Source organism: Candidatus Nanopelagicus abundans, assembly GCF_002288305.1.
Taxonomy (GTDB): Bacteria; Actinomycetota; Actinomycetes; order Nanopelagicales; family Nanopelagicaceae; genus Nanopelagicus; species Nanopelagicus abundans.
Genome location: NZ_CP016779.1, coordinates 86,523 through 107,245, shown reverse-complemented (window position 1 = coordinate 107,245; position 20,723 = coordinate 86,523). Strand labels below are relative to the sequence as shown.

The 20,723-nt window shown below is 39.8% G+C and carries 19 protein-coding genes and 4 tRNA genes; 4 read left to right on the top strand and 19 right to left on the bottom strand.

Annotated features, from left to right (window positions below):
- Positions 1-5: 5 nt before the first annotated feature.
- From rpoB to B1sIIB91_RS00490, 8 genes are all read right to left on the bottom strand, one after another.
- Complete coding sequence (rpoB, locus tag B1sIIB91_RS00525; RefSeq protein WP_190279183.1) at positions 6-3,470, bottom strand: DNA-directed RNA polymerase subunit beta; 3,465 nt, start codon at positions 3,468-3,470, stop codon at positions 6-8.
- 125 nt (positions 3,471-3,595) lie between these two features.
- Positions 3,596-3,979, bottom strand: a complete 384-nt coding sequence (rplL, locus tag B1sIIB91_RS00520) for a 50S ribosomal protein L7/L12 (protein WP_018226773.1) — start codon at positions 3,977-3,979, stop codon at positions 3,596-3,598.
- Positions 3,980-4,045: 66 nt separating this feature from the next.
- Positions 4,046-4,699, bottom strand: coding sequence for a 50S ribosomal protein L10 (rplJ, locus tag B1sIIB91_RS00515; RefSeq protein WP_095687705.1), 654 nt, complete (start codon positions 4,697-4,699; stop codon positions 4,046-4,048).
- 218 nt (positions 4,700-4,917) lie between these two features.
- Positions 4,918-5,628, bottom strand: a complete 711-nt coding sequence (rplA, locus tag B1sIIB91_RS00510) for a 50S ribosomal protein L1 (protein WP_095687704.1) — start codon at positions 5,626-5,628, stop codon at positions 4,918-4,920.
- A gap of 90 nt (positions 5,629-5,718) precedes the next feature.
- A complete protein-coding gene (gene rplK / locus B1sIIB91_RS00505) occupies positions 5,719-6,150 on the bottom strand; it encodes a 50S ribosomal protein L11 (RefSeq protein ID WP_018226776.1) in 432 nt (143 codons plus the stop codon).
- A gap of 23 nt (positions 6,151-6,173) precedes the next feature.
- Positions 6,174-6,887: a transcription termination/antitermination protein NusG gene (nusG, locus tag B1sIIB91_RS00500; protein ID WP_018226777.1), complete on the bottom strand. Its 714-nt coding sequence runs from the start codon at positions 6,885-6,887 to the stop codon at positions 6,174-6,176.
- Positions 6,888-6,905: 18 nt separating this feature from the next.
- A complete protein-coding gene (gene secE / locus B1sIIB91_RS00495; protein ID WP_095687703.1) occupies positions 6,906-7,130 on the bottom strand; it encodes a preprotein translocase subunit SecE in 225 nt (74 codons plus the stop codon).
- Between the two features lie 59 nt (positions 7,131-7,189).
- Positions 7,190-7,263, bottom strand: a tRNA-Trp gene (locus B1sIIB91_RS00490).
- A 137-nt stretch (positions 7,264-7,400) separates the two neighbouring features.
- Between B1sIIB91_RS00490 and B1sIIB91_RS00485 the strand changes: the two genes are divergently transcribed.
- Positions 7,401-8,615, top strand: a complete 1,215-nt coding sequence (locus B1sIIB91_RS00485) for a pyridoxal phosphate-dependent aminotransferase (RefSeq protein WP_095687702.1) — start codon at positions 7,401-7,403, stop codon at positions 8,613-8,615.
- On the opposite strand, the gene B1sIIB91_RS00480 is transcribed toward B1sIIB91_RS00485, so the two are convergent.
- The 6 genes from B1sIIB91_RS00480 to B1sIIB91_RS00455 all read right to left on the bottom strand — a co-directional run bounded on the left by B1sIIB91_RS00480 (position 8,612) and on the right by B1sIIB91_RS00455 (position 12,271).
- Positions 8,612-9,637, bottom strand: a complete 1,026-nt coding sequence (locus B1sIIB91_RS00480; RefSeq protein ID WP_095687701.1) for a UDP-N-acetylmuramate dehydrogenase — start codon at positions 9,635-9,637, stop codon at positions 8,612-8,614. The genes B1sIIB91_RS00485 and B1sIIB91_RS00480 overlap by 4 nt on opposite strands.
- A 9-nt stretch (positions 9,638-9,646) precedes the next feature.
- Complete coding sequence (locus B1sIIB91_RS00475; protein WP_095687700.1) at positions 9,647-10,333, bottom strand: hypothetical protein; 687 nt, start codon at positions 10,331-10,333, stop codon at positions 9,647-9,649.
- A 13-nt stretch (positions 10,334-10,346) separates the two neighbouring features.
- Positions 10,347-10,517 (bottom strand): 50S ribosomal protein L33, encoded by a 171-nt coding sequence (gene rpmG / locus B1sIIB91_RS00470; RefSeq protein ID WP_009611904.1) that lies wholly within the window; start codon positions 10,515-10,517, stop codon positions 10,347-10,349.
- Positions 10,518-10,642: 125 nt separating this feature from the next.
- A tRNA-Met gene (locus B1sIIB91_RS00465) sits at positions 10,643-10,716 on the bottom strand.
- 36 nt (positions 10,717-10,752) lie between these two features.
- Positions 10,753-10,825: transfer RNA gene (locus B1sIIB91_RS00460), tRNA-Thr, on the bottom strand.
- A 51-nt stretch (positions 10,826-10,876) separates the two neighbouring features.
- Entirely contained in the window at positions 10,877-12,271 is a 1,395-nt protein-coding gene (locus B1sIIB91_RS00455) for a glycosyltransferase (RefSeq protein WP_095687699.1), read from the bottom strand.
- Between the two features lie 37 nt (positions 12,272-12,308).
- On the opposite strand from B1sIIB91_RS00455, the gene B1sIIB91_RS00450 reads away from it, so the two are divergent.
- Positions 12,309-13,235 (top strand): hypothetical protein, encoded by a 927-nt coding sequence (locus B1sIIB91_RS00450; protein ID WP_095687698.1) that lies wholly within the window; start codon positions 12,309-12,311, stop codon positions 13,233-13,235.
- 6 nt (positions 13,236-13,241) lie between these two features.
- Here B1sIIB91_RS00450 and B1sIIB91_RS00445 read toward each other — a convergent pair.
- A tRNA-Tyr gene (locus B1sIIB91_RS00445) sits at positions 13,242-13,326 on the bottom strand.
- Positions 13,327-13,465: 139 nt separating this feature from the next.
- Between B1sIIB91_RS00445 and B1sIIB91_RS00440 the strand changes: the two genes are divergently transcribed.
- A complete protein-coding gene (locus B1sIIB91_RS00440) occupies positions 13,466-13,954 on the top strand; it encodes a YajQ family cyclic di-GMP-binding protein (RefSeq protein ID WP_095687697.1) in 489 nt (162 codons plus the stop codon).
- Positions 13,955-13,975: 21 nt separating this feature from the next.
- On the top strand, positions 13,976-14,866 hold the full coding sequence (gene rarD, locus B1sIIB91_RS00435; RefSeq protein ID WP_095687696.1) for an EamA family transporter RarD: 891 nt from the start codon (positions 13,976-13,978) through the stop codon (positions 14,864-14,866).
- Here rarD and B1sIIB91_RS00430 read toward each other — a convergent pair.
- The 4 genes from B1sIIB91_RS00430 to nuoL are packed head-to-tail and all read right to left on the bottom strand — an operon-like array spanning position 14,834 to position 20,722.
- Positions 14,834-15,820: a polyprenyl synthetase family protein gene (locus tag B1sIIB91_RS00430; protein ID WP_095687695.1), complete on the bottom strand. Its 987-nt coding sequence runs from the start codon at positions 15,818-15,820 to the stop codon at positions 14,834-14,836. The two genes, rarD and B1sIIB91_RS00430, sit on opposite strands and share 33 nt — an antisense overlap.
- Positions 15,820-17,328, bottom strand: coding sequence for an NADH-quinone oxidoreductase subunit NuoN (nuoN, locus tag B1sIIB91_RS00425; protein ID WP_095687694.1), 1,509 nt, complete (start codon positions 17,326-17,328; stop codon positions 15,820-15,822). The genes B1sIIB91_RS00430 and nuoN overlap by 1 nt, the downstream gene beginning before the upstream one ends.
- Positions 17,328-18,833, bottom strand: a complete 1,506-nt coding sequence (locus B1sIIB91_RS00420) for an NADH-quinone oxidoreductase subunit M (RefSeq protein ID WP_095687693.1) — start codon at positions 18,831-18,833, stop codon at positions 17,328-17,330. Before B1sIIB91_RS00420 ends, nuoN begins: the two co-directional genes overlap by 1 nt.
- The gene (gene nuoL, locus B1sIIB91_RS00415) at positions 18,830-20,722 is read right to left on the bottom strand and encodes an NADH-quinone oxidoreductase subunit L (RefSeq protein ID WP_095687692.1); all 1,893 of its coding nucleotides are present in this window, start codon (positions 20,720-20,722) and stop codon (positions 18,830-18,832) included. The genes B1sIIB91_RS00420 and nuoL overlap by 4 nt, the downstream gene beginning before the upstream one ends.
- Position 20,723: the final 1 nt, after the last annotated feature.

Sequence of the window (20,723 nt, the reverse complement as noted above, 5' to 3'; positions counted from 1 at the left end):
TCTCCTCACACTTCTTCTACAGAGCTTGGTTCAACTCGGGATAAGTTGATACCTAATTCTTCGGCTGTTCTAAAGACTTCTTCATCAGTATCGCGCATTTCAATTGCCACACCCTCTGATGAAAGAACTTCAACATTTAAACAAAGTGATTGCATTTCTTTAACCAAAACCTTAAATGACTCAGGAATTCCTGGCTCTGGAATATTTTCACCCTTAACAATTGCTTCATAAACCTTAACTCGACCAAGGACGTCATCTGATTTAATTGTTAGCAATTCTTGTAGTGTGTAGGCAGCTCCATATGCTTCAAGTGCCCAAACTTCCATTTCACCAAAGCGCTGTCCACCGAATTGTGCTTTTCCACCCAACGGTTGTTGCGTAATCATTGAGTAAGGACCGGTTGAACGAGCATGGATCTTGTCATCAACTAAATGGTGCAGCTTTAAGATGTACATATAGCCTACAGAAATTGGTTGCTTATATGGTTCACCAGTTCGGCCATCATATAATTGTGCTTTACCATCTGGGCCAATTAAGCGCATGCCATCTTTATTTGGCAAAGTAGAACCAAGAAGACCAGATAACTCTTCTTCTTTAGTTCCATCAAATACTGGTGTTGCTACCTTTGTATTGGCTGGTGCTTCGGCGTAACCGTTAGCACGCAGTGATTGTTGCCAATCTTCATTACCTTCTAGTTTCCAACCAGACTTAGCAACCCAACCTAAGTGAGTTTCTAGTACCTGACCAACATTCATACGTCCTGGTACACCAAGTGGATTTAATACAATATCTACTGGAGTTCCATCTTCTAGGAATGGCATATCTTCAACAGGTAAAATCTTTGAAATAACACCCTTGTTACCGTGACGGCCAGCAAGTTTGTCACCATCTTGAATTTTACGCTTTTGTGCAACGTAGACTCGAACAACTTGGTTAACACCAGCAGCTAATTCAAATCCCTCTTCAGAATCTTGGATGCTAACGCCAATTACTTTGCCTGATTCACCATGTGGAACCTTAAGTGAAGTATCGCGAACCTCTCGAGCCTTCTCGCCAAAGATTGCGCGAAGTAAGCGCTCTTCCGGTGTTAATTCAGTTTCACCCTTAGGTGTTACTTTTCCAACCAAAATATCACCTGGCACAACATCTGCTCCAACGCGAATGATTCCGCGTTCATCAAGATCTGCTAATACTTCCTCAGAAACGTTTGGAATATCACGAGTGATTTCCTCTGCTCCTAGTTTGGTATCACGAGCATCTACTTCATACTCCTCGATATGAATTGAGGTAAGCACATCATCTTGAACAAGGCGTTGTGAAAGAATAATCGCATCTTCATAGTTATGACCTTCCCATGACATAAATGCCACAAGTAGATTTTTTCCAAGCGCCATCTCACCCATTTCGGTGCTAGCACCATCTGCTACAACTGCGCCAACTTCAATCTTTTCTCCCACAGAAACAACTACCTTTTGATTACGGCTAGTTCCTTGATTTGATCTAACAAACTTCTCAACAAAGTAAGTTTCAGTTGTACCGTCATCATTTTTAACAGTTACTTCATCAGAGTTAACCTCAGTTACCACACCAGATTTGCGAGCAAGTAATACATCACCAGCATCTACTGCAGCACGAAACTCCATGCCAGTTCCAACTAGTGGTGCTTCAGCTCTAACAAGTGGCACAGCCTGACGCATCATGTTTGCACCCATTAACGCACGGTTAGCATCATCATGTTCTAAGAATGGAATCATTGCAGTTGCAACTGAAACCATCTGGCGAGGTGACACATCCATGTAATCAACCTCGGATGCTTGAATATTTTCAACCTCACCACCGCGACGGCGAACTAATACTCTTGGCTCAGCAAAAAAATTATCATCAGTTAAAGGTGCATTTGCTTGCGCAATAATGTGCTCATCTTCTTCATCAGCAGTTAAGTAATCGATGCGATCAGAAACCTTGCCATCAACAACTTTGCGATAAGGAGTTTCAATAAAACCAAATGGTGTAACACGTGCATATGTTGCAAGAGATCCAATAAGTCCAATGTTTGGACCCTCTGGTGTTTCAATTGGACACATACGACCGTAATGAGATGGGTGAACATCTCGAACCTCAAAGCCAGCGCGTTCACGAGAAAGTCCGCCGGGTCCAAGTGCTGATAGACGACGCTTATGTGTCATACCAGATAGTGGATTTGTTTGATCCATAAATTGTGAAAGTTGTGATGTTCCAAAGAACTCTTTAATAGATGCCACTACTGGGCGAATATTTATTAAAGTTTGTGGAGTTATCGCTTCAACATCTTGAGTAGTCATACGCTCACGAACTACGCGCTCCATTCGAGAAAGACCGGTACGAACCTGGTTTTGAATTAACTCACCGACGGTACGCAGGCGACGATTACCAAAATGGTCAATATCATCAGTTTCAACACGTACTTCTTTGCCGTACTCCATTAACGCATCACCACGGTGAAGTGCTACTAAGTATTTAATTGTTCCAACAATATCTTCAATAGTTAATAGGCCACGGTTTAGATCAAGCTCTAGTCCTAACTTCTTATTAACTTTAAAACGGCCAACTTTTGCTAAGTCATAACGCTTTGGATTGAAGTAAAGGTTTTCAATTAAGTTTTGAGCAGCTTCTTTAGTTGGTGGCTCACCTGGACGAAGTTTGCGATAAATATCTAGCAATGCCTCATCTTGAGTTTCAACATTGTCTTTTTCAAGAGTTAACTTAATTGATTCAAATTCTCCGAATTGCTCAAGAATTTGTGCACTACTCCAACCAAGTGCTTTCAAGAAAACTGTGACAGATTGTTTACGCTTGCGATCGATACGAACACCGACCATATCTTTCTTATCTACTTCAAACTCAAGCCAAGCACCACGGCTTGGAATAATCTTTGTTGTGTAGACATCTTTATCAGATGTTTTTTCAATTGTGCGTTCAAAGTAAACGCCAGGTGAGCGAACAATCTGTGAAACAACTACGCGCTCAGTTCCGTTAATTACAAATGTTCCACGAGGTGTCATTAATGGGAAGTCGCCCATAAAAACTGTCTGAGATTTAATTTCACCTGTTATGTTGTTTGTAAACTCTGCAGTTAAGAAAAGTGGAGCAGCGTAGGTAATGTCGCGCTCTTTGCACTCTGCAATTGTGTACTTAGGTGGTTCAAAGCGATGGTCACGAAATGAGAGTGACATTGATCCTTGGAAATCTTCAATCGGTGAGATCTCTTCAAAAATTTCTTCAAGTCCAGATTGCTTAGGAACCTCGCCACGATTTGATTTTTCAGCGGTGCTTAAGCGAGCGCGCCATGCTTCGTTACCAAGTAACCAATCAATACTTTCTAGTTGTAATGAAAGTAGATTTGGAACTTCAAGTGGTTCGCGAATTTTTGCGAATGAAACACGTGCTGGTGCTTGAGATTTAATTTTTGAAGCGGCCAAAGTTTCCTCCAGTAATAAACTGCATTAAAACGCACGGCTACCGCTAGGTCATAGCCGCTATATGCCTGACCTGTTGGATTGAAAATTATGAAGGGGCAGAGTATCTAACCTCTGCCCCTTCTGTCTAATTCAAGTACTTACTTGATAGTGACCTTAGCGCCAGCAGCCTCAAAAGCAGCCTTAGCTTTATCAGCGGTTGCCTTATCAGCCTTCTCCATGATGGTAGCTGGTGTGGCATCAACTAGATCCTTTGCCTCTTTTAGGCCAAGGCTTGAGTTAAGTGCACGTACCTCTTTGATAACTGCAATCTTCTGAGAACCAGCATCCTCAAGGATGATTGTGAACTCATCTTGAGCAGCATCTGCTGCGCCGCCAGCTGCGCCACCGGCTGCTGCTGCAGCAACTGGTGCTGCTGCTGTTACATCAAACTCTGTCTCAAATGCTTTCACAAACTCTGTTAGTTCAACCAAAGTCATATCTTTGAACTGACCTAATAGATCTGGGGTATTTAGCTTTGCCATATTCATTTCCTTTTCTTCTAATCCCGACTCCAACTCTTGGTATGAGTACGGGGGTTGGGGGTCGGTTTAGTTTTCTGTGCTTTCAGCAGCAGGTGCCACTTCGGCTACAACTTCAGGTGTTGCATCTTGTGCAACGACTGCTTCTGCAACAACTTCAGGAGCTGCTTCGGCAACGACTGCCTCTGCTACAACTTCAGGAGCTGCTTGCGCAACTGGTGGAGCAACTGGTGCTGGTGCACCTGCCTCCATCTTGATACGAAGAGCATCAAATGTTCTAGCAGCCTTAGACATTGATGCTTTAAGTGCACCGGCAATCTTGGCAAGTAGAACTTCGCGAGATTCAAGATTAGCAAGTTGCATAATCTCAGCAGTTGTTACTGCCTTACCATCAAAAATTCCACCCTTAATAATTAGAAGTGGATTTTCCTTAGCAAAATCACGTAATGCTTTAGCAGCATCAATTGGGTCACCTTTAATAAATGCAACAGCAGATGGACCAGCCAGCATTGCTGGATCTAGATCAACACCAGCTTCTTTTGCTGCAATTTTAGTTAAAGTGTTCTTAACTACGGAGTACTTGTTTTTTACACCAAGTGATCGACGTAGTTGCTTTAATAAAGTAGCGGATAAACCGCGGTACTCAGTAAGTACAGTTGCATTTGCAGTGCGGAAATCTTCTGCGATCTCTGCAACAGCAGCGCTCTTATCTGGGGTTGCCATTTGGCATCCTTTCTAAATAAGAAAAACCTCGGCGCATAAATGCACTCGAGGTTATCGATTACACCTATGCGGGCTGTTTTTCAACAATTACCTTTTAAAGATTTACTTTAAAAGACCTGCAGTCTTTGGTTTTCTGTCTTTCTAATTATTTTATTAATTAGCCTGACTGAATAAGCCAAGGGTAGGCGCTTAGGCCTACCCAAGTCAAAATTACTTATTTATTGGATCTGAGCTCCACCATCACGAGCAACTGAGGTATCAAGTTGGATTCCTGGGCTCATAGTTGATGAAACAGTCGCTGACTTAATAAAGCGGCCTTTAGATGATGCTGGCTTTGCTCTCATTACCTCTTCAATTGCTGCAGCATAATTTTCAGCAAGTTGTTCAGCAGTAAATGAAACCTTACCAATTACAAAGTGTAGGTTTGAGTTCTTATCAACTCTAAACTCAATCTTTCCACCTTTAATATCAGTAACAGCTTTAGCAACATTGGTCGTAACAGTTCCAGTCTTTGGGTTTGGCATTAGGCCACGAGGTCCAAGAACTTTTCCAAGTCGGCCAACCTTTCCCATTAATTCAGGTGTTGATACAACTGCGTCGTAATCAAGACGACCTTTTGAAACTTCATCGATTAATTCATCTGCGCCAACAATGTCAGCACCAGCAGCACGTGCCTCTTCAGCTCGCTCACCACCGGCAAAAACTAAAACTCTGGCAGTCTTACCAGTTCCGTGTGGCAAGTTAACGGTGGAACGAATAGCTTGATCTGCTTTCTTTGGGTCCACACCTAAAAACAATGCGATATCAACAGTTGCATCGTATTTAACAGTTGAAGTCTCTTTAACTAACTTCATCGCCTCACCTGGCATATAAAGATTTTCTAACTTTATCTTCTCAGCGGCGGCCTTATATTTCTTACTGCGCTTCATTTCTTCTCCTCTTAATTAATCTTGAAAGGGTTTTCAAGATTGGGGTTGTGGTGTTTGCGAACCAGCGAGGTTCTCCCACATTATTTATTTTTAACTAGAGACGGTAATACCCATCGAACGAGCGGTACCGGCAATAATTCGTGAAGCCATCTCTAAGTCATTAGCATTTAGATCAACCATCTTTTGCTTGGCTATATCTTCAACCTGTGCCTTAGTTAGATTTGCAACTTTATCTTTATGGGGAACTGCTGATCCCTTTTCAATTCCGGCAGCCTTAAGAATTAATCGTGAAGCTGGTGGAGTTTTAGTAATAAAAGTAAATGAGCGATCCTCAAACACAGTAATTTCAACTGGAATGATGTTTCCTTTTTGGCTTTCAGTCGCAGCGTTATACGCCTTAACGAAGTCCATGATGTTCACACCATGCTGGCCTAATGCTGGTCCTACTGGTGGCGCCGGTGTGGCTGCTCCAGCCTGAATCTGCAGCTTAATAAGTGCGGTTACTTTTTTCTTTGGTGCCATGGTTTTTTCCTTTTCTCTTCTCGTTAAATCTTTTGTACCTGATGAAATGAAAGTTCAACTGGAGTCTCGCGGCCAAAGATAGAGACTAATACCTTTAACTTTGCTTGCTCTGGCATGATCTCAGAGATAGTTGCAGGCAGTGTTGCAAACGGACCATCCATAACAGTGATGGATTCACCAATTGCATAATCAATATCCTTCATCTCAATCTTGCCGCCCTTCTTAAGTGGGCGTGGAGCTAAGATGTTTTCAACTTCAGAAAGCGTAAGTGGTGATGGATGATGAGCGTTGCCAACAAAGCCGGTAACACCTGGTGTGTTTCTAACGCATGACCATGACTCATCAGATAATTCCATACGAACTAATACATAACCTGGAAATACGTTGCGCTTTACTACTTTAATTGCGCCATTCTTAAGCTCGCGAACCTCTTCTTCAGGAACTTCAATCTGGAAGATAAAGTCCTCCATATTTAAAGATTGAATACGGTTTACTAAATTTCCCTTAACCTTCTTTTCATATCCGGCGTATGAGTGAACAACAAACCATTCACCGGGCGCGTTGCGAAGGGCGGCGCGAAACTCAGCGTTCTCATCATTTTCTTCACTAACACTCTCATCAGTTACATCTTCAATAACTGGCGCAATTACCTCTTCAACAACTGGTGCTACTTCAGTAACAGCAAGAGCTGCTTCAAATGCATCCACTGGTGGATTAGCTGGGGTATCAATTGACATCATATTTTCCTAGATCCCTTAGCCGAATACCCAGAAGGTAATTTTTGTTAAAACTAAATCAAATATTGAAACTACTAAAATAATAAATCCAACGAATACTAAAACCACAGCTGTGTAGGTGGTTAATTGATTTCGAGTTGGCCAAACAACTTTTACTAATTCAGAAATAATTTGGCGGTAGAACAGGCCGATGCGACCAAAGAGCCCTTTGGCTTCTTCAGTTGAGACAATCTCTTCGCTCATCTACCTATTCCTTTTCTTTTCAGTTCTTACTTACTTCTTACTAATTACCGAACTACTTGCAGGGCAGGAGGGACTCGAACCCCCAACCGGCCGCTTTGGAGACGGCAACTCTAGCCAATTGAGCTACTGCCCTTTGTCCCGAATTAAGGCATGAAAAATCATGACCTAATACAAGCGCCGGGGGGGAAAGTGTAGAGGAGGTAGTAGTCGAAGGTAAAACTGAGATAAATATGAAGCCTCTTTTAAGCGTAGATGGCACACTTAAGCCCCATGAGCGCATCTGAAAAACCTAGAGTTTCAAAACGAATTGCAGCTATTGCAGAATCAGCAACTCTTGCAGTTGATAGCAAAGCTAAAGCGCTTAAGGCAGCCGGTCGGCCAGTAATTGGTTTTGGCGCCGGTGAACCAGATTTTCCAACTCCTGATTACATTGTTAACTCTGCAGTTGAAGCCGCAAAAGTTGTAGCTAATCACCGCTATACACCAGCTGCCGGATTACCAGAACTGCGGGATGCGATTGTTAAAAAAACTAAACGTGATTCAAATTATGAAATTACCTCTGATCAAGTATTAGTAACTAATGGTGGTAAGCAAGCGGTCTATCAAGCATTTGCATCCATTTTAGATCCAGGTGATGAAGTAATACTGCCTTCACCATACTGGACAACATATCCAGAGTGCATCAAATTAGCCGGTGGTGTATCTGTTGAAGTTTTTGCTGATGAGTCACAAAATTATTTAGTCTCAGTTGAGCAACTAGAAAAGGTGCGAACAGCAAAAACAAAGGTGCTGCTGTTTTGTTCACCATCTAATCCAACTGGCTCGGTTTACTCACCTGAGCAGGTAAAGGCGATTGGTAATTGGGCGCTCGCAAATGGTTTATGGGTAGTAACGGATGAAATTTATGAACACCTACTCTACGACGGTGCCACTGCTCCAAGTATCTGTGTTGCAGTTCCAGCACTTGCTGATCGAACAATAATTATTAATGGTGTAGCAAAAACATACGCTATGACTGGGTGGCGAGTTGGTTGGATGATTGGGCCAAAGGATGTGATTAAGGCTGCAACTAATTTGCAATCACACCTTTCTTCAAATGTTTCAAATATTTCACAACGTGCGGCAATAACTGCCCTTACTGGTGACTTATCTGCTGTGCATAAAATGGGTGAGGCATTTGATCGCCGTCGTAAATTAATTGTGAAGCTTCTTAATGAAATACCAGGAGTTTCTTGTCCAAATCCAACTGGTGCGTTTTATGTTTATCCTTCAGTTAAAGGAGTTTTAGGAAAAGAAATTAGAGGTAAGCGCCCGAAGACATCAGCTGAACTTGCGACCTTGATATTAGAAGAGGTTGAGGTGGCAGCAGTTCCTGGTGAAGCTTTTGGTCCTTCTGGTTATCTGCGCTTTTCTTATGCCTTAGGAGATGAAGATATTATTGAAGGAATTGGTAGAGTTAAAAAACTACTTAGTGAGGGAATTTAGTTTAAATCTACTCCAATTAATTGAACCTCTGCTTGTAATTTAATACCAAATTTTTCATCAACTTTAGCTCTGGCCATTTTTGCTAACTCAATAATGTCATCTGCTGTTGCGCTACCTGAATTGGAAAGTGCTAAAACATGCTTACTAGAAATTTGAGCACCGGCTAATTTTTCGCCCTTTGTAATACCAGAATGCTCCATCAGCCAAGCAGCTGAAGTTTTCACTTTGCCATCTGCTTGTGGCCAGCGTGGTGCATCACTTGGCAATTTATCAGCCGCTTCTTTACTTAATATTGGGTTAATGAAGAATGAACCAGCTGAATGGATTTGATTTTCTTTTGAATCGATCAGCATTCCCTTGCGCCCTCTAAGTTCTAGCACAGCATTGCGAACAGCTTTAACACTTACTCTATCTCCGATATTCACTGATAAATATTTAGCTAACTCTGCATAGGCAATCGGTAGAGATTGTTCACCTTTTCGAAGTTGAAAAGTAACACTTAATATTACGTAGCGACCAGATTCTTCTTTAAAAATAGAGTTGCGGTATGAAAATTTACATTGTTCATTTGCAAAACTTACTACTTCACCTTTTTTACGATCAAAGGCTTTAACTCTGGCAATAGTTTCACTTACTTCATGACCGTATGCACCAATATTTTGAATAGGTGCTCCACCAATAGTTCCAGGAATTCCACTTAATGATTCAAGGTCTGCAAAGCCATTTTCAATAGTTAACGCCACAAATTTATCCCAGTCTTCACCGGCTGAAACTTCAATCATTCCGCCACTACAGGCATCGTAATCAAGTGCGCTTCCCTTACTTTCAACTCTAATTACTGTGCCAGCAAAACCAGCATCGCTAATTAATAAATTAGATCCTGCGCCTAAAATTAATACTTGTTCACCAGCGGCATCTGCGGCTTTCACAAACTCAATTAATTCATCTGCGGTATGAGCATGCACAATCTTTCGGGCAGGCCCACCGACCTTAAGTGTTGTGAAATTTGATAACTGTTCCATTACCTAAGCCTACCGACGTGGTGAGAGGATCTCATTTTTTCCTCTAAATCTTTCTAGGATCCTCTGATAATTTTTACGAGAGTTCTTATCCCGATAATCTGGATCAACATCGTAGTAACCATGGTGGCGCTCCTGTGTAAGTGGTAGATCAATCTGCATTAACTTTCCACCAGCAGCCCTAATTGCAAGTGAGAGTTCAATATCTGCATTTCGATAATACTTAGCACTTGGGTTAGCTCCGCCAGCTTTTTGAGCAAATACGCGATCAAGGGCTAGGAAGTAACTAAAAAGCACATCCACCTCACCTACTCCTTTATCATCAGTGCTACGCCATTGATCATCTAAATTAACAAGTCCACCCTTCCAGCCAACACCTTGGTAGCCAGATTCAAGTTGAGTAAGAGTTGCGGTGATGGGATCGTCTGTAAAAATTGTGGAGGGATCCATAATTATTAAGTAATCCTCGGTACTAGTACTTAAAAAATGATTAATCACATTACCCCAACCAAGTGGGTTTTTCTCTTGAGTAATGTTTATCTGATTAGATTTAAATAAATCATCGCTTAACCAATTACTTTTACCATTTGCATAGATACTTACCGGGGTTTGAGTGTGTTTTGTTATTGCACTAACACAGGTAATTAAATCTTCTGTAAAACCCTCTGCGATTATGCAGATGCGAATTGACCCAGCCATTAGGCGGGTTTATTTAGCGAGTTTCGCGGTGAAGTTGTGAAGATTTGCAGCGAGGGCAAAACTTCTTAAGTTCTAAGCGATCAGGATCGTTACGTCGATTCTTGCGTGTGATGTAGTTGCGCTCTTTGCACTCAACACATGCCATTGTAATTTTCGGACGAACATCTGCGCTTTTACTTGCCATGGTTGAGCTCCTAGCCTTGTAGTTAAATTAACTGTTGTTAATTTCTTTGGGTGAGGTTACCTGACCTGCATCATTTACTGAAATTGATGCGTAATTCTCACCTTACTTCACATCTTTATTACTTGTAGCGGAGGCGGGATTTGAACCCACGACACAGCGATTATGAGCCGCTTGCTCTACCAAGCTGAGCTACCCCGCCAAGTTTTTAAATCTTTCAATATTTATTTGTTAATCGAGCCCCCTAACGGAATCGAACCGTTGACCTTTTCCTTACCATGGAAACACTCTACCAACTGAGCTAAGGGGGCGAAGTGCTGACTAAGGATACAACCCGTCTTTAGTATTTACGAATTGAGCCCTTACTTTAGGTAAGCCTTGCTTGCAATCTCAATCCGCCTACTTTTATATGACTCTGATGCACCAATAATTAGATGTTCAAATGGATTACCGCTTTTAATTAATTTACGTAACTCATCTGCTTTATCTGTCTCATAAACTTTTACGTCATTTGCATGCATGACTTGGACATCCTTATGAGGTTTAAACCATCGATAAACTAGTGTTAAAGCTTGTAATAAAGAATAAACACTGCCTCGCCAACCCCTACCAAATAAATCCTGTAATTTTAATTTAAATAAAGTGGTAGATAACTGCTCTTCATTTTTTGCAGGTTTGTTTACTAACTCTTTAAATAAATTAGCCACATCTAATGCGCCGGTAACCTTTTCAAGCTTGCCGCAGTTATTTGCTAGTTCATCACGAATACTAGCCAAGGCTAATTTGGCTGCATTTTCTTTAATCTCAATTAAATTACTTTGATCAACGGTTAGCGCCATTTTATTATCTGCAGCCCATAAAGCTCTGGCAGCTTGATTATCAGTACCTCTCGTATTTGGAATAAATAGTGTTGGTATTTTTGCAGCCAACTCCTCGTGAACACTGTTATACCCAGCAGCACAAATTGCTGCATCAAATGCATTAAGCACATTTGCTAATGGAAAATGACGAATTATTTTTATATCTAAGCCAGCTGGAGCGAGATTATTGCCATTAGAGTCAACTGGATCTTTAGTTAATACCACTTGAAGATTTGGCCAAGATATTAAGCCGGTCAGTGCGGCAGTCATCTTTGCATTTAGATCTGCTTCACCTATCCCTAGTTGAACCAATACTGCTGGACGATCTTGATCTAAACCAAGTGTGCTTCGGGCATCACTTTTATTCAGTGTTGTTAAAGGATTAAATATTGATATTGGTTTAACCATAACTGAATCTGCTCTTTTAGCAGTTGGTCCTTTGTCATAGCTTTGACCAAAATCTCCTGGAGTGATAATTAAATCCATCATCTTTGATTGAAGATTAAGTAAATATCTGGTGGGAGTTTTTTGCCAAAAACCTCTTCGAACCCAAACTAAATTAATATTTGATCTTACGCTCTTAATTCCAATAATGCCTGGATATGGAACAACTCCATCAAAACTAACTATCTTTGCATTTGTTTCATCAATTAAAGCAACAATACGATCTCTTAAATAGGCATCCCATTCATGCCTGCCCATCCATTTGCGGTCACGACCTGGAATGTATTCAAATCTAACGCCAGCAATTTTTGGCACTTCAACTACACCAGAAGCCATTGAGATGATGATTGGATTAGCAAAACTCTTCAATTCTGAAGCGATTGCACTTGCTCTGGTTAAATGTCCCATTCCAATACCGTTACTAGTGGCTAGAATTATGGTTGGCTTATCCATGAAATTAGTATAACTACATCAAAGTTAGGCAGACCTAATGAATACCTCGCTATTGCTAGTGATTTTAGTTCTGCAAGTGTTTGCTGTTTATTACTTAATTAGAACTGCTCGTAATCTAGGTAGTAAAGCTACTAAAAACCATAAAGTTACGATGGGAAATATAAGTCAAATTAGGTCAGCAACTAGTGGAATCTTGCTAAATCAATTATTGATTCCTGATAGTAAAGAGTTTAAGGCAGTTAATTGGGAGCATGTAATCTCTTTGACTAGCCATCCAGCAAGATTTAATACCTTAAGCCAAGCGCTTAATTCCTTGCTTGCACAAAGACTTATTGCAAAAAATATATATTTAAATATTGCACATGAAGACTTAGGCAAGCTTCCAGATTCAGTAAAGGATTTAGCATCTAGCGGGCTTATAAAGATTAATACCTGTGAAAACTTAGGGCCAGGTAAAAAATTAATTCCAACACTTAGGTTAGAAAGAAGTTTACCTATAATAGTTGTTGACGATGATTTAATTTTTGAGACGGATTTAACCTTAAAACTTATGATTGCACATCATTTATCTCCAGGGACAATAATCGCATCTCGTGTACACAAGATAATTCATACCCCGGAAGGCAAAATATCTGCATATATTAATTGGCAGAAAAACTACTCTTTAAGTGATGGACCATCGATTGATCTACTTGCTACCTCAGGGGCTGGTACTCTATATAAGGCAGAATTTTTCCATAATGATGTGACTGATGAAAAAGCTTATACAGAATTAGCATTTCACACAGATGATCTTTGGTGGTTTATCCAAAGTAAACGCATTGGTACAAAGACAAAACGATTACCTGGCCAAAGTATTTTAAACTATGTAGATGGAACTCAAGAAACTGGTTTATGGAATAACGGGAACAAAGAAAGAAATGATATAAATCTAAAAACTTTAATCGAAAAATACTCGCTTTAATTTCTTTGGTGGCGGGTGAAGGATTTGAACCTTCGAAGGCAGAGCCGGGGGATTTACAGTCCCCTCCCATTGGCCGCTCGGGCAACCCGCCAAGGATTGTTAAGCGAGGCAAAGTCTAAAGCCTGAGTAGTTGTTATGCCAAAACTTCAACTATTTTCCGTAATTGTAAGCAGTAGAACATACTTATTTTCCGAAGTAAATTAATATGAATTAACGAGTAAAGTGTAGACATGGCGGATAGTAGTTTTGACATCGTTTCAAAAATTGATCAAATGGAGTTAGATAACGCCTTTAATCAATGTGACCGTGAGATCGCAACTAGGTATGACTTTAAGAATACGGGAGTAAAGGTAGAGAAAACTGGCGCCAAGGTTTTAATTGAAGCAGATACTGAGGAGCGAGTTAAAGCTGCTCTTGATGTTTTTAAGGATAAATTAGTTAAACGCAGTGTTTCACTAAAACATCTCGAATCTAGTGAGCCGCAATTAAGTGGTAAAACATACCGAATTAATTGTGAGTTTAAAGAGGGTATTACTACTGAGAATGCAAAGAAGATTGCAAAGTTTTTAAAAGAAAGTGGACCGAAGTCTCTAAAAACTCAAATACAAGGTGATGAGCTTCGAGTTTCAAGTAAAAGTAGAGATGATTTACAAACCGCAATTGCTCAGGTTAAGAACGAATCTTGGGATTTTGCTGTTCAATTTACTAATTACCGATAACTATCTCTAGAAAAGGTCAGAGTGAATCGAAATAGTTCAGGTATTGCCTATGGTGTTGGTGCGTACATAATTTGGGGATTACTCCCACTTTATTGGCGCTGGCTAGATCGGGCATCAGCGTTTGAAATTTTAGCAAATAGAGCAGTCTGGTCTTTAATGGTTTGTATTTTGTTTCTGGCATACCAAAAGCAGCTTCGTAGAACTTTGAGTTTAATTAAAAATACTAGAACTTTTTCACTACTAGCACTTACCTCCCTACTGCTATCTATGAACTGGGGAATATATATTTGGTCAGTTTCAGTTGATCGAGTTGTTGAGGCAGCCCTTGGTTACTACATAACCCCACTAGTTGCAGTGAGTTTTGGTGTTTTAGTATTAAAAGAAAAACTTCGCAGGTTACAAATAGTCTCAATTGCATTAGCAACAATTGGCGTAATAATTTTGACACTAACTTACGGGCATATTCCATTAATTGCATTAGGACTTGCTTTTAGTTGGGGTTCATATAGTTTGATCAAAAAAAGATTAAATGCCGGTGCTCTAGAAACACTATCAATTGAAACTCTGGTTTCTTTTTTACCAAGCCTTACGTTCTTAATTGTTCTTATGGGTAAAAAAGAAGCTGAATTTGGCCAGGATATTGGTTTTTCATTAGCACTTGCTTCTGCTGGAATATTTACAGTGGCTCCGCTACTTATGTTTAACGCTGCAACTACTAGATTGCCACTTACGATTACTGGACTACTTCAATACATAACTCCTAGTATTATGTTTCTAATTGGAATTATAGTTTTTAATGAGCCCCTATCGGTTTCAAAATTAATTGGATTTTTATTTATATGGGTAGCGTTAGGATTTTTGGGACGAGATTTATATAAATCAGGTAGATCGGTTGACCAAGGCATAGGTTAAATTCTTAAGTCCTTCTTTTGCAGCACCTTCAGGTAAATCAACTAATAAATCATTCGCTTCTTTAGCAACCTGGGCTAAATATGCTTGAACTTCTTTTACTGCATTATGAGTTCTAAGTCTACTAATAACATCTGGTAGATCTTGATCACTTATTGGGCCACGTAATTTAGCAATTAAATCTTTATCTGCAGTCTCATTAGCTGCTATCACATAGAGTGTTACTAGGGTTGGGATGCCTTCTTTTAGATCTGTGCCTGGTGTTTTACCTGAAGCAGTTTCATTACTTGCTACATCAAGAAGGTCATCAGCTACCTGAAATGCAACTCCTATTTTCTCTCCAAACTTTGTTAATACCTCTACCACTTCAGGTTTGGCTCCAGAAAGTAATGCACCAAATCTGGCGCTTGTGGCGATTAGTGATCCAGTTTTATCTGCTACCACCTTCATATAGTGATCAATTTGAGAAAGTCCTTCACTCTTACCTTGAGTTTCCTTTATCTGTCCAATTACTAATCGTTCAAAGGTCTTTGCCTGCAATTTAACTGCAGCTGGGCCAATATCTGCCAACATATCTGAAACTTTTGAGAATAAATAGTCGCCAGTTAAAATTGCTACCGCATTGTTCCACTTCTTATTTGCACTAATTACACCACGTCTTAATATCGCATCATCCATTACGTCGTCGTGATACAAGGTTGCAAGGTGGGTAAGTTCACAACACACAGCGGCTTTAATTATGTCGTAATTAGTTGGATCACCAAACTGAGCAGCAATTAAGGTAAGTAAAGGTCGAAGTCTTTTGCCACCAGCTTCAACTAAATGCCTAGATGTTTCAACAACTAATGGGTAATCGCCTTGAATATGTGATCGCATTAACTCTTCAACTTTAACCATATCGGCAATGAGTGAGGCTTCAAGTTTCTTATCTAAATTCGGTATTCCTATCTGATTCATTATTTAATGAAGCTAGCGAAATTACCTGCTGTAGTAAGTAGCAGTGAAGGTGCGATACCTAAAACTATTGAAATTAATACTGAGGCAGAAATAGAAATCTTGCTCTTAACTGAAGGAATAACTACAGAGACTGAGTCGTTAGTTGGATCAGTAAAGAACATCATAATTATTACTCGGATATAGAAAAACGCTGCGATAGCACTTGCTAATACACCAACAACAACTAATGAGATATTCCCAGATTTATAAGCTGCTGAGAAAATTGCAAATTTTCCAACAAAACCTGAAGTTAGTGGAATACCAGCAAAACTTAATAATAGGAATGAAAAAGCGGCTGCAGTAAGTGGTGATTTCTTACCCAAACCGACCCATCGATTTAAATCACTAACCTCACCAGATGAATCCCTGATTAGAGCAATAATTCCAAATGCGGCAAGTGTGGCAAATCCATAAGCAAATAAGTAAAAGAGTGATGCAGCTAAGCCATCTTTATTTAATGCTACAACTCCAGATAGCAAAAACCCTGCATGGGCAATAGATGAATATGCAAGCATACGTTTAACATCGCGTTGAGCAATTGCAACTATGGAACCAAACAACATTGTAATTATTGCTATGGCAATAATTATTGGTCGCCAGATTGTTTGTGACTCAGCAAAGCCAACATAGAAGATTCTTAAAATAGCGCCGAATGCAGCTACCTTTGTGCAGGCAGCCATAAATGCGGTTATTGGAGTTGGCGCACCTTGATAAACATCTGGTGTCCAAGAGTGAAATGGGACTGCGCTAATTTTAAATAGTAATCCGACTGAGATAAAAACTATGCCGATCAGTAAGAAAACATCATTAGCACTTCCAACCGCGGCGCTAATCCCGACAAGTGAAATGGTTCCGGAATATCCATACAAAAATGCAGCACCAAATAAGAAAAATGCAGATGCGTATGCGCCTAATAAAAAGTACTTCAGAGCTGACTCTTGCGATAGCAATCGACGCCGACGAGCTAAACCAGCTAATAAATATAGTGGTAGTGAAAATACTTCTAGTGCGACAAATAAAGTTACTAAGTCGCTAGCAACTGTAAACAACATCATTCCTGATACAGCAAATAAAAATAGTGGGAATATTTCAGTTTGCTGGCTCTTCTCCTGTAGCGCATTTAGTTCCTCAGGTGAACCAGGAAGTGCTGAAGCTTGAGCGACAAAGTTATCTTGATCAGCAATTAATAAAACAGCAACTAGTGACAATAATATAATTGTGGCTTGTAAGAAAATTCCTGCTTTATCAATGGTCACAGAGCCAACTGCTGCAGTAGTAGATGATAAATCTTTAATTCGCCATAATTGTTGCAGTGAAAGTACAAGTACACCAATACTTAGCGTTACTTGGATAGCTGTACGGCGGGCTTTACCAACAAATGCTTCAACTAAAACTCCAATTACCGCACCTGCTAACACAATAAGTATTGGTGCTAGTAACGAGTAACCCAAAGATGGTGCGGTTAACATCACTTACCTACCTTTGCAACTGGATCACTAAAACCGGCACTTATTACAACTTGTTCAGATGTTGGATTAATTAGATCTAAAACGGGTTTTGGATAGAAACCCATTAGAACAATTACTAATATAACTGGAGCGATAGCTATTTTTTCACGCAGATTTAAATCGGTTAAATTTTCGTTGCCTGGCGTAGTCGGACCATGTAACATTTTTTGAACTGGAATTAAAATATATAAAGCAGCTAAAATTATTCCTAGTGTTCCAATAATTGCTGCAACTGGATAACGTGTATACGTACCAACTAATACTAGAAACTCACTTACGAAGCTCGATAATCCAGGTAAAGCCAAGCTAGACATTCCAGCAATAAAGAAAGTCCAAGCCATTACCGGCGTAACTCTCTGCAGCCCACCAAAATCAGAAATAGTTGATGATCCTCTTCGCATCATCATCCAACCAGCAATTAAGAAGAGCGCGGCGGTAGAAAACCCATGATTTACCATATACAAGTTTGCACCAGACATACCTTGTGATGTCATAGCAAAGATACCCATAGTTATAAAACCAAAGTGTGAGATTGATGTGAAAGCAATAAGACCTTTAATATCTTTTTGACCAATTGCCATAAAGGCTCCATAAATAATAGAAATTACAGCTAAGGTAATAATTAATGGAGTGAATGTTTTACTAGCATCTGGGAATAATTGGATACAAAAACGTATCATTCCGTAAGTACCAACTTTATCTAGTACACCAAGTAGAAGTACTGATGTGCCAGGAGTCGCTGCTTTGGCAGCATCTGGCAGCCAAGTATGAAATGGCCATAGTGGTGCTTTAATTGCAAATGCAATAAAAAAGCCAAGAAATAAAAAGTTTTCGGTTTGATTATCAATTTCAAGAGTTGCAAGCTGCGCTAAATCGAAAGTAGCACCGATTTGATTTCCAGAAATAACATAAATACCAATAATTGAGGCAAGCATTAGCAAACCACCGAATAAGCTATAAAGTAAAAACTTAACTGCAGCAGCTGATTTATTTCCACTTCCATATCCACCGATTAGGAAATAAATTGGAATCAGCATTGCTTCAAAAAATACGTAGAAAAGAAATAGGTCCGTTGCAGCAAAGACGCCAATCATCATTGTTTCTAGTATTAAAATTAAAACATAGAAAACTTTTGCGCTCCATCGCCCGCTGTCAGATTCATGCCAAGTAGCAAGTACAACAATTGGCACTAAAATCGTAGAGAGCAGTATTAATACAAGTGAAATACCATCAATACCTACTGAGTAATTAATATTAAAGGTAGGAATCCAAGCATTACTCTGCACATACTGAAGTGATGTATCTGACTTATCAAAGCCGATTGCTAGTAAAATAGAAATTATTGCGATAACTGTTGTTCCAACGAAAGCGACTTTTTTAATCAATCCAATATTCTGACCTGGTATTGCAACGATTAAAATTGAAATAACTAATGGCAATAACCCAATAATTGTTAATAGACTCACGCAGTCACCGCCCAAATAACAGTTAGAAGTGCCAATGCGCCGATTACAGTCATTAGCGCATAACTTCTAACATAGCCATTTTGTAAAGTACGAAGTTTGCTACCAGCAGTTATTGAAACACTGCCGACTGCTCTAACTAATCCATCAATAATTAAGTAGTCAAGGTTTAATAGATTATTAACTAATGATTGTCCTGGACGCATAAATACAACTTCATTTAAATCATCTTGAAATAGATCACGCCTTGCAGCTTTTGTTAGCAATGAAACCTTCACTGGAGCAATTGCTAATTGATCACCACGATACTTAATAACTGCAATTGACACTCCAATAATTATCACTAATAGTGTCATTGCTGAAACCACGATTGGGGGTAAGAATTCCTCTGCATGATGTTCTTTAAGAGGGTTTACAACTGGTTCAAGCCAATGAACTAATCCTTCACCTTTAGACAAAATAAAACCAGATGCAATTGATCCAACAGATAGCAATCCAATTGGAATTAACATTAATGCTGGGCTCTCGTGTGGCTCATCTTTATGGCCCCATCTTTCATTCCCAAAGAAAGTCAAAATTACAACTCGAGTCATATAAAAGGCAGTGATCATTGCGCCAAGCAAGGTGGCTAAACCTAATGTGATTCCTTTTATGCCTCCGGCATTAAATGCAGTTTCAATAATTTTATCTTTTGAATAAAAACCAGCAAATGGTGGTACGCCAATAATTGCTAAGTAACCAAGCCCAAAGGTAAGAGCAGTAATTGGCATAAACTTTCCAACTCCACCAAATTTTCTCATGTTTACTTCATCTTTCATGCCATGCATTACAGAACCGGCGCCAAGAAACATACTTGCCTTAAAGAAACCATGAGTTAGTAAGTGCATGATTGCAAAGGCATAACCGATTGGACCAAGTCCGGTTGCTAAAATCATGTAGCCAATTTGAGACATAGTCGATGCTGCAAGTGCTTTTTTAATATCATCTTTAGCAGTTCCAATAATTGCACCAAATAGCAAAGTAACGCCGCCAATAATTAAGACCATCATTTGCGCAATTGGAGCCTCATCAAAGATGAAGTTTGAGCGAGTAATTAAATAGACGCCAGCGGTAACCATTGTTGCAGCATGAATTAAGGCAGAGACTGGTGTTGGACCAGCCATAGCATCACCTAACCAAGACTGAAGTGGGAACTGAGCTGATTTTCCACAAGCTGCGAGTAATAACATTAAACCGATCGCAGTTAGTTGAGTTGAAGAGGCATTCTCTGTTTGATCTTTAATCCCAGCAAATGAAACATCGCCAAAGGTTGCAAATGCAATCATGATGGCAAGTGATAGCCCAACATCACCAACTCGATTAGCTATGAATGCTTTCTTTGCTGCAGTGGCATAGGTTGGTTTTTGATTCCAGAATCCGATTAGAAGATAGGAAGCAAGACCAACGCCTTCCCAACCAACATATAGGTTTAAGTATGAATCACCTAGTACTAATAACAACATCGCTGCAATAAAAAAGTTTAAATATGCAAAAAATCTACGGCGATCTAGATCATGAGACATATAGGCAATTGAGTAGATATGAATCAATGTACCAACACCAGTTATTAACAGTACAAAACAAATAGATAATTGATCTAGAAGTAATGAGGCATCTACATTAAATGAACCTACTGAGATCCAAGTAAATAATTTCTGAGTTACGGCGCGTGATTCTTCTGCTCTTCCTTGCATTGCAAAAAACTCAACAGCGCCAACCGTGAATGTGCAGGCTGAGACAATAGTAGCCATGACATGTCCCCAGGAATTTGATCTTTTACCAGCTAAAAGCAAAATAGCAGAGCTAAATAATGGGAGCGCAATTAACCAAACTAAATTAGCTGAAGTTAACATT

Coding starts and splice junctions, on each gene's coding strand:
- rplL (WP_018226773.1), bottom strand. CDS start 3,979: ATGGCAAAGCTAAATACCCCAGATCTATTAGGTCAGTTCAAAGATATG.
- rplJ (WP_095687705.1), bottom strand. CDS start 4,699: ATGGCAACCCCAGATAAGAGCGCTGCTGTTGCAGAGATCGCAGAAGAT.
- rplA (WP_095687704.1), bottom strand. CDS start 5,628: ATGAAGCGCAGTAAGAAATATAAGGCCGCCGCTGAGAAGATAAAGTTA.
- rplK (WP_018226776.1), bottom strand. CDS start 6,150: ATGGCACCAAAGAAAAAAGTAACCGCACTTATTAAGCTGCAGATTCAG.
- nusG (WP_018226777.1), bottom strand. CDS start 6,887: ATGTCAATTGATACCCCAGCTAATCCACCAGTGGATGCATTTGAAGCA.
- secE (WP_095687703.1), bottom strand. CDS start 7,130: ATGAGCGAAGAGATTGTCTCAACTGAAGAAGCCAAAGGGCTCTTTGGT.
- B1sIIB91_RS00485 (WP_095687702.1), top strand. CDS start 7,401: ATGAGCGCATCTGAAAAACCTAGAGTTTCAAAACGAATTGCAGCTATT.
- B1sIIB91_RS00480 (WP_095687701.1), bottom strand. CDS start 9,637: ATGGAACAGTTATCAAATTTCACAACACTTAAGGTCGGTGGGCCTGCC.
- B1sIIB91_RS00475 (WP_095687700.1), bottom strand. CDS start 10,333: ATGGCTGGGTCAATTCGCATCTGCATAATCGCAGAGGGTTTTACAGAA.
- rpmG (WP_009611904.1), bottom strand. CDS start 10,517: ATGGCAAGTAAAAGCGCAGATGTTCGTCCGAAAATTACAATGGCATGT.
- B1sIIB91_RS00455 (WP_095687699.1), bottom strand. CDS start 12,271: ATGGATAAGCCAACCATAATTCTAGCCACTAGTAACGGTATTGGAATG.
- B1sIIB91_RS00450 (WP_095687698.1), top strand. CDS start 12,309: ATGAATACCTCGCTATTGCTAGTGATTTTAGTTCTGCAAGTGTTTGCT.
- B1sIIB91_RS00440 (WP_095687697.1), top strand. CDS start 13,466: ATGGCGGATAGTAGTTTTGACATCGTTTCAAAAATTGATCAAATGGAG.
- B1sIIB91_RS00430 (WP_095687695.1), bottom strand. CDS start 15,820: ATGAATCAGATAGGAATACCGAATTTAGATAAGAAACTTGAAGCCTCA.
- nuoN (WP_095687694.1), bottom strand. CDS start 17,328: ATGTTAACCGCACCATCTTTGGGTTACTCGTTACTAGCACCAATACTT.
- nuoL (WP_095687692.1), bottom strand. CDS start 20,722: ATGTTAACTTCAGCTAATTTAGTTTGGTTAATTGCGCTCCCATTATTT.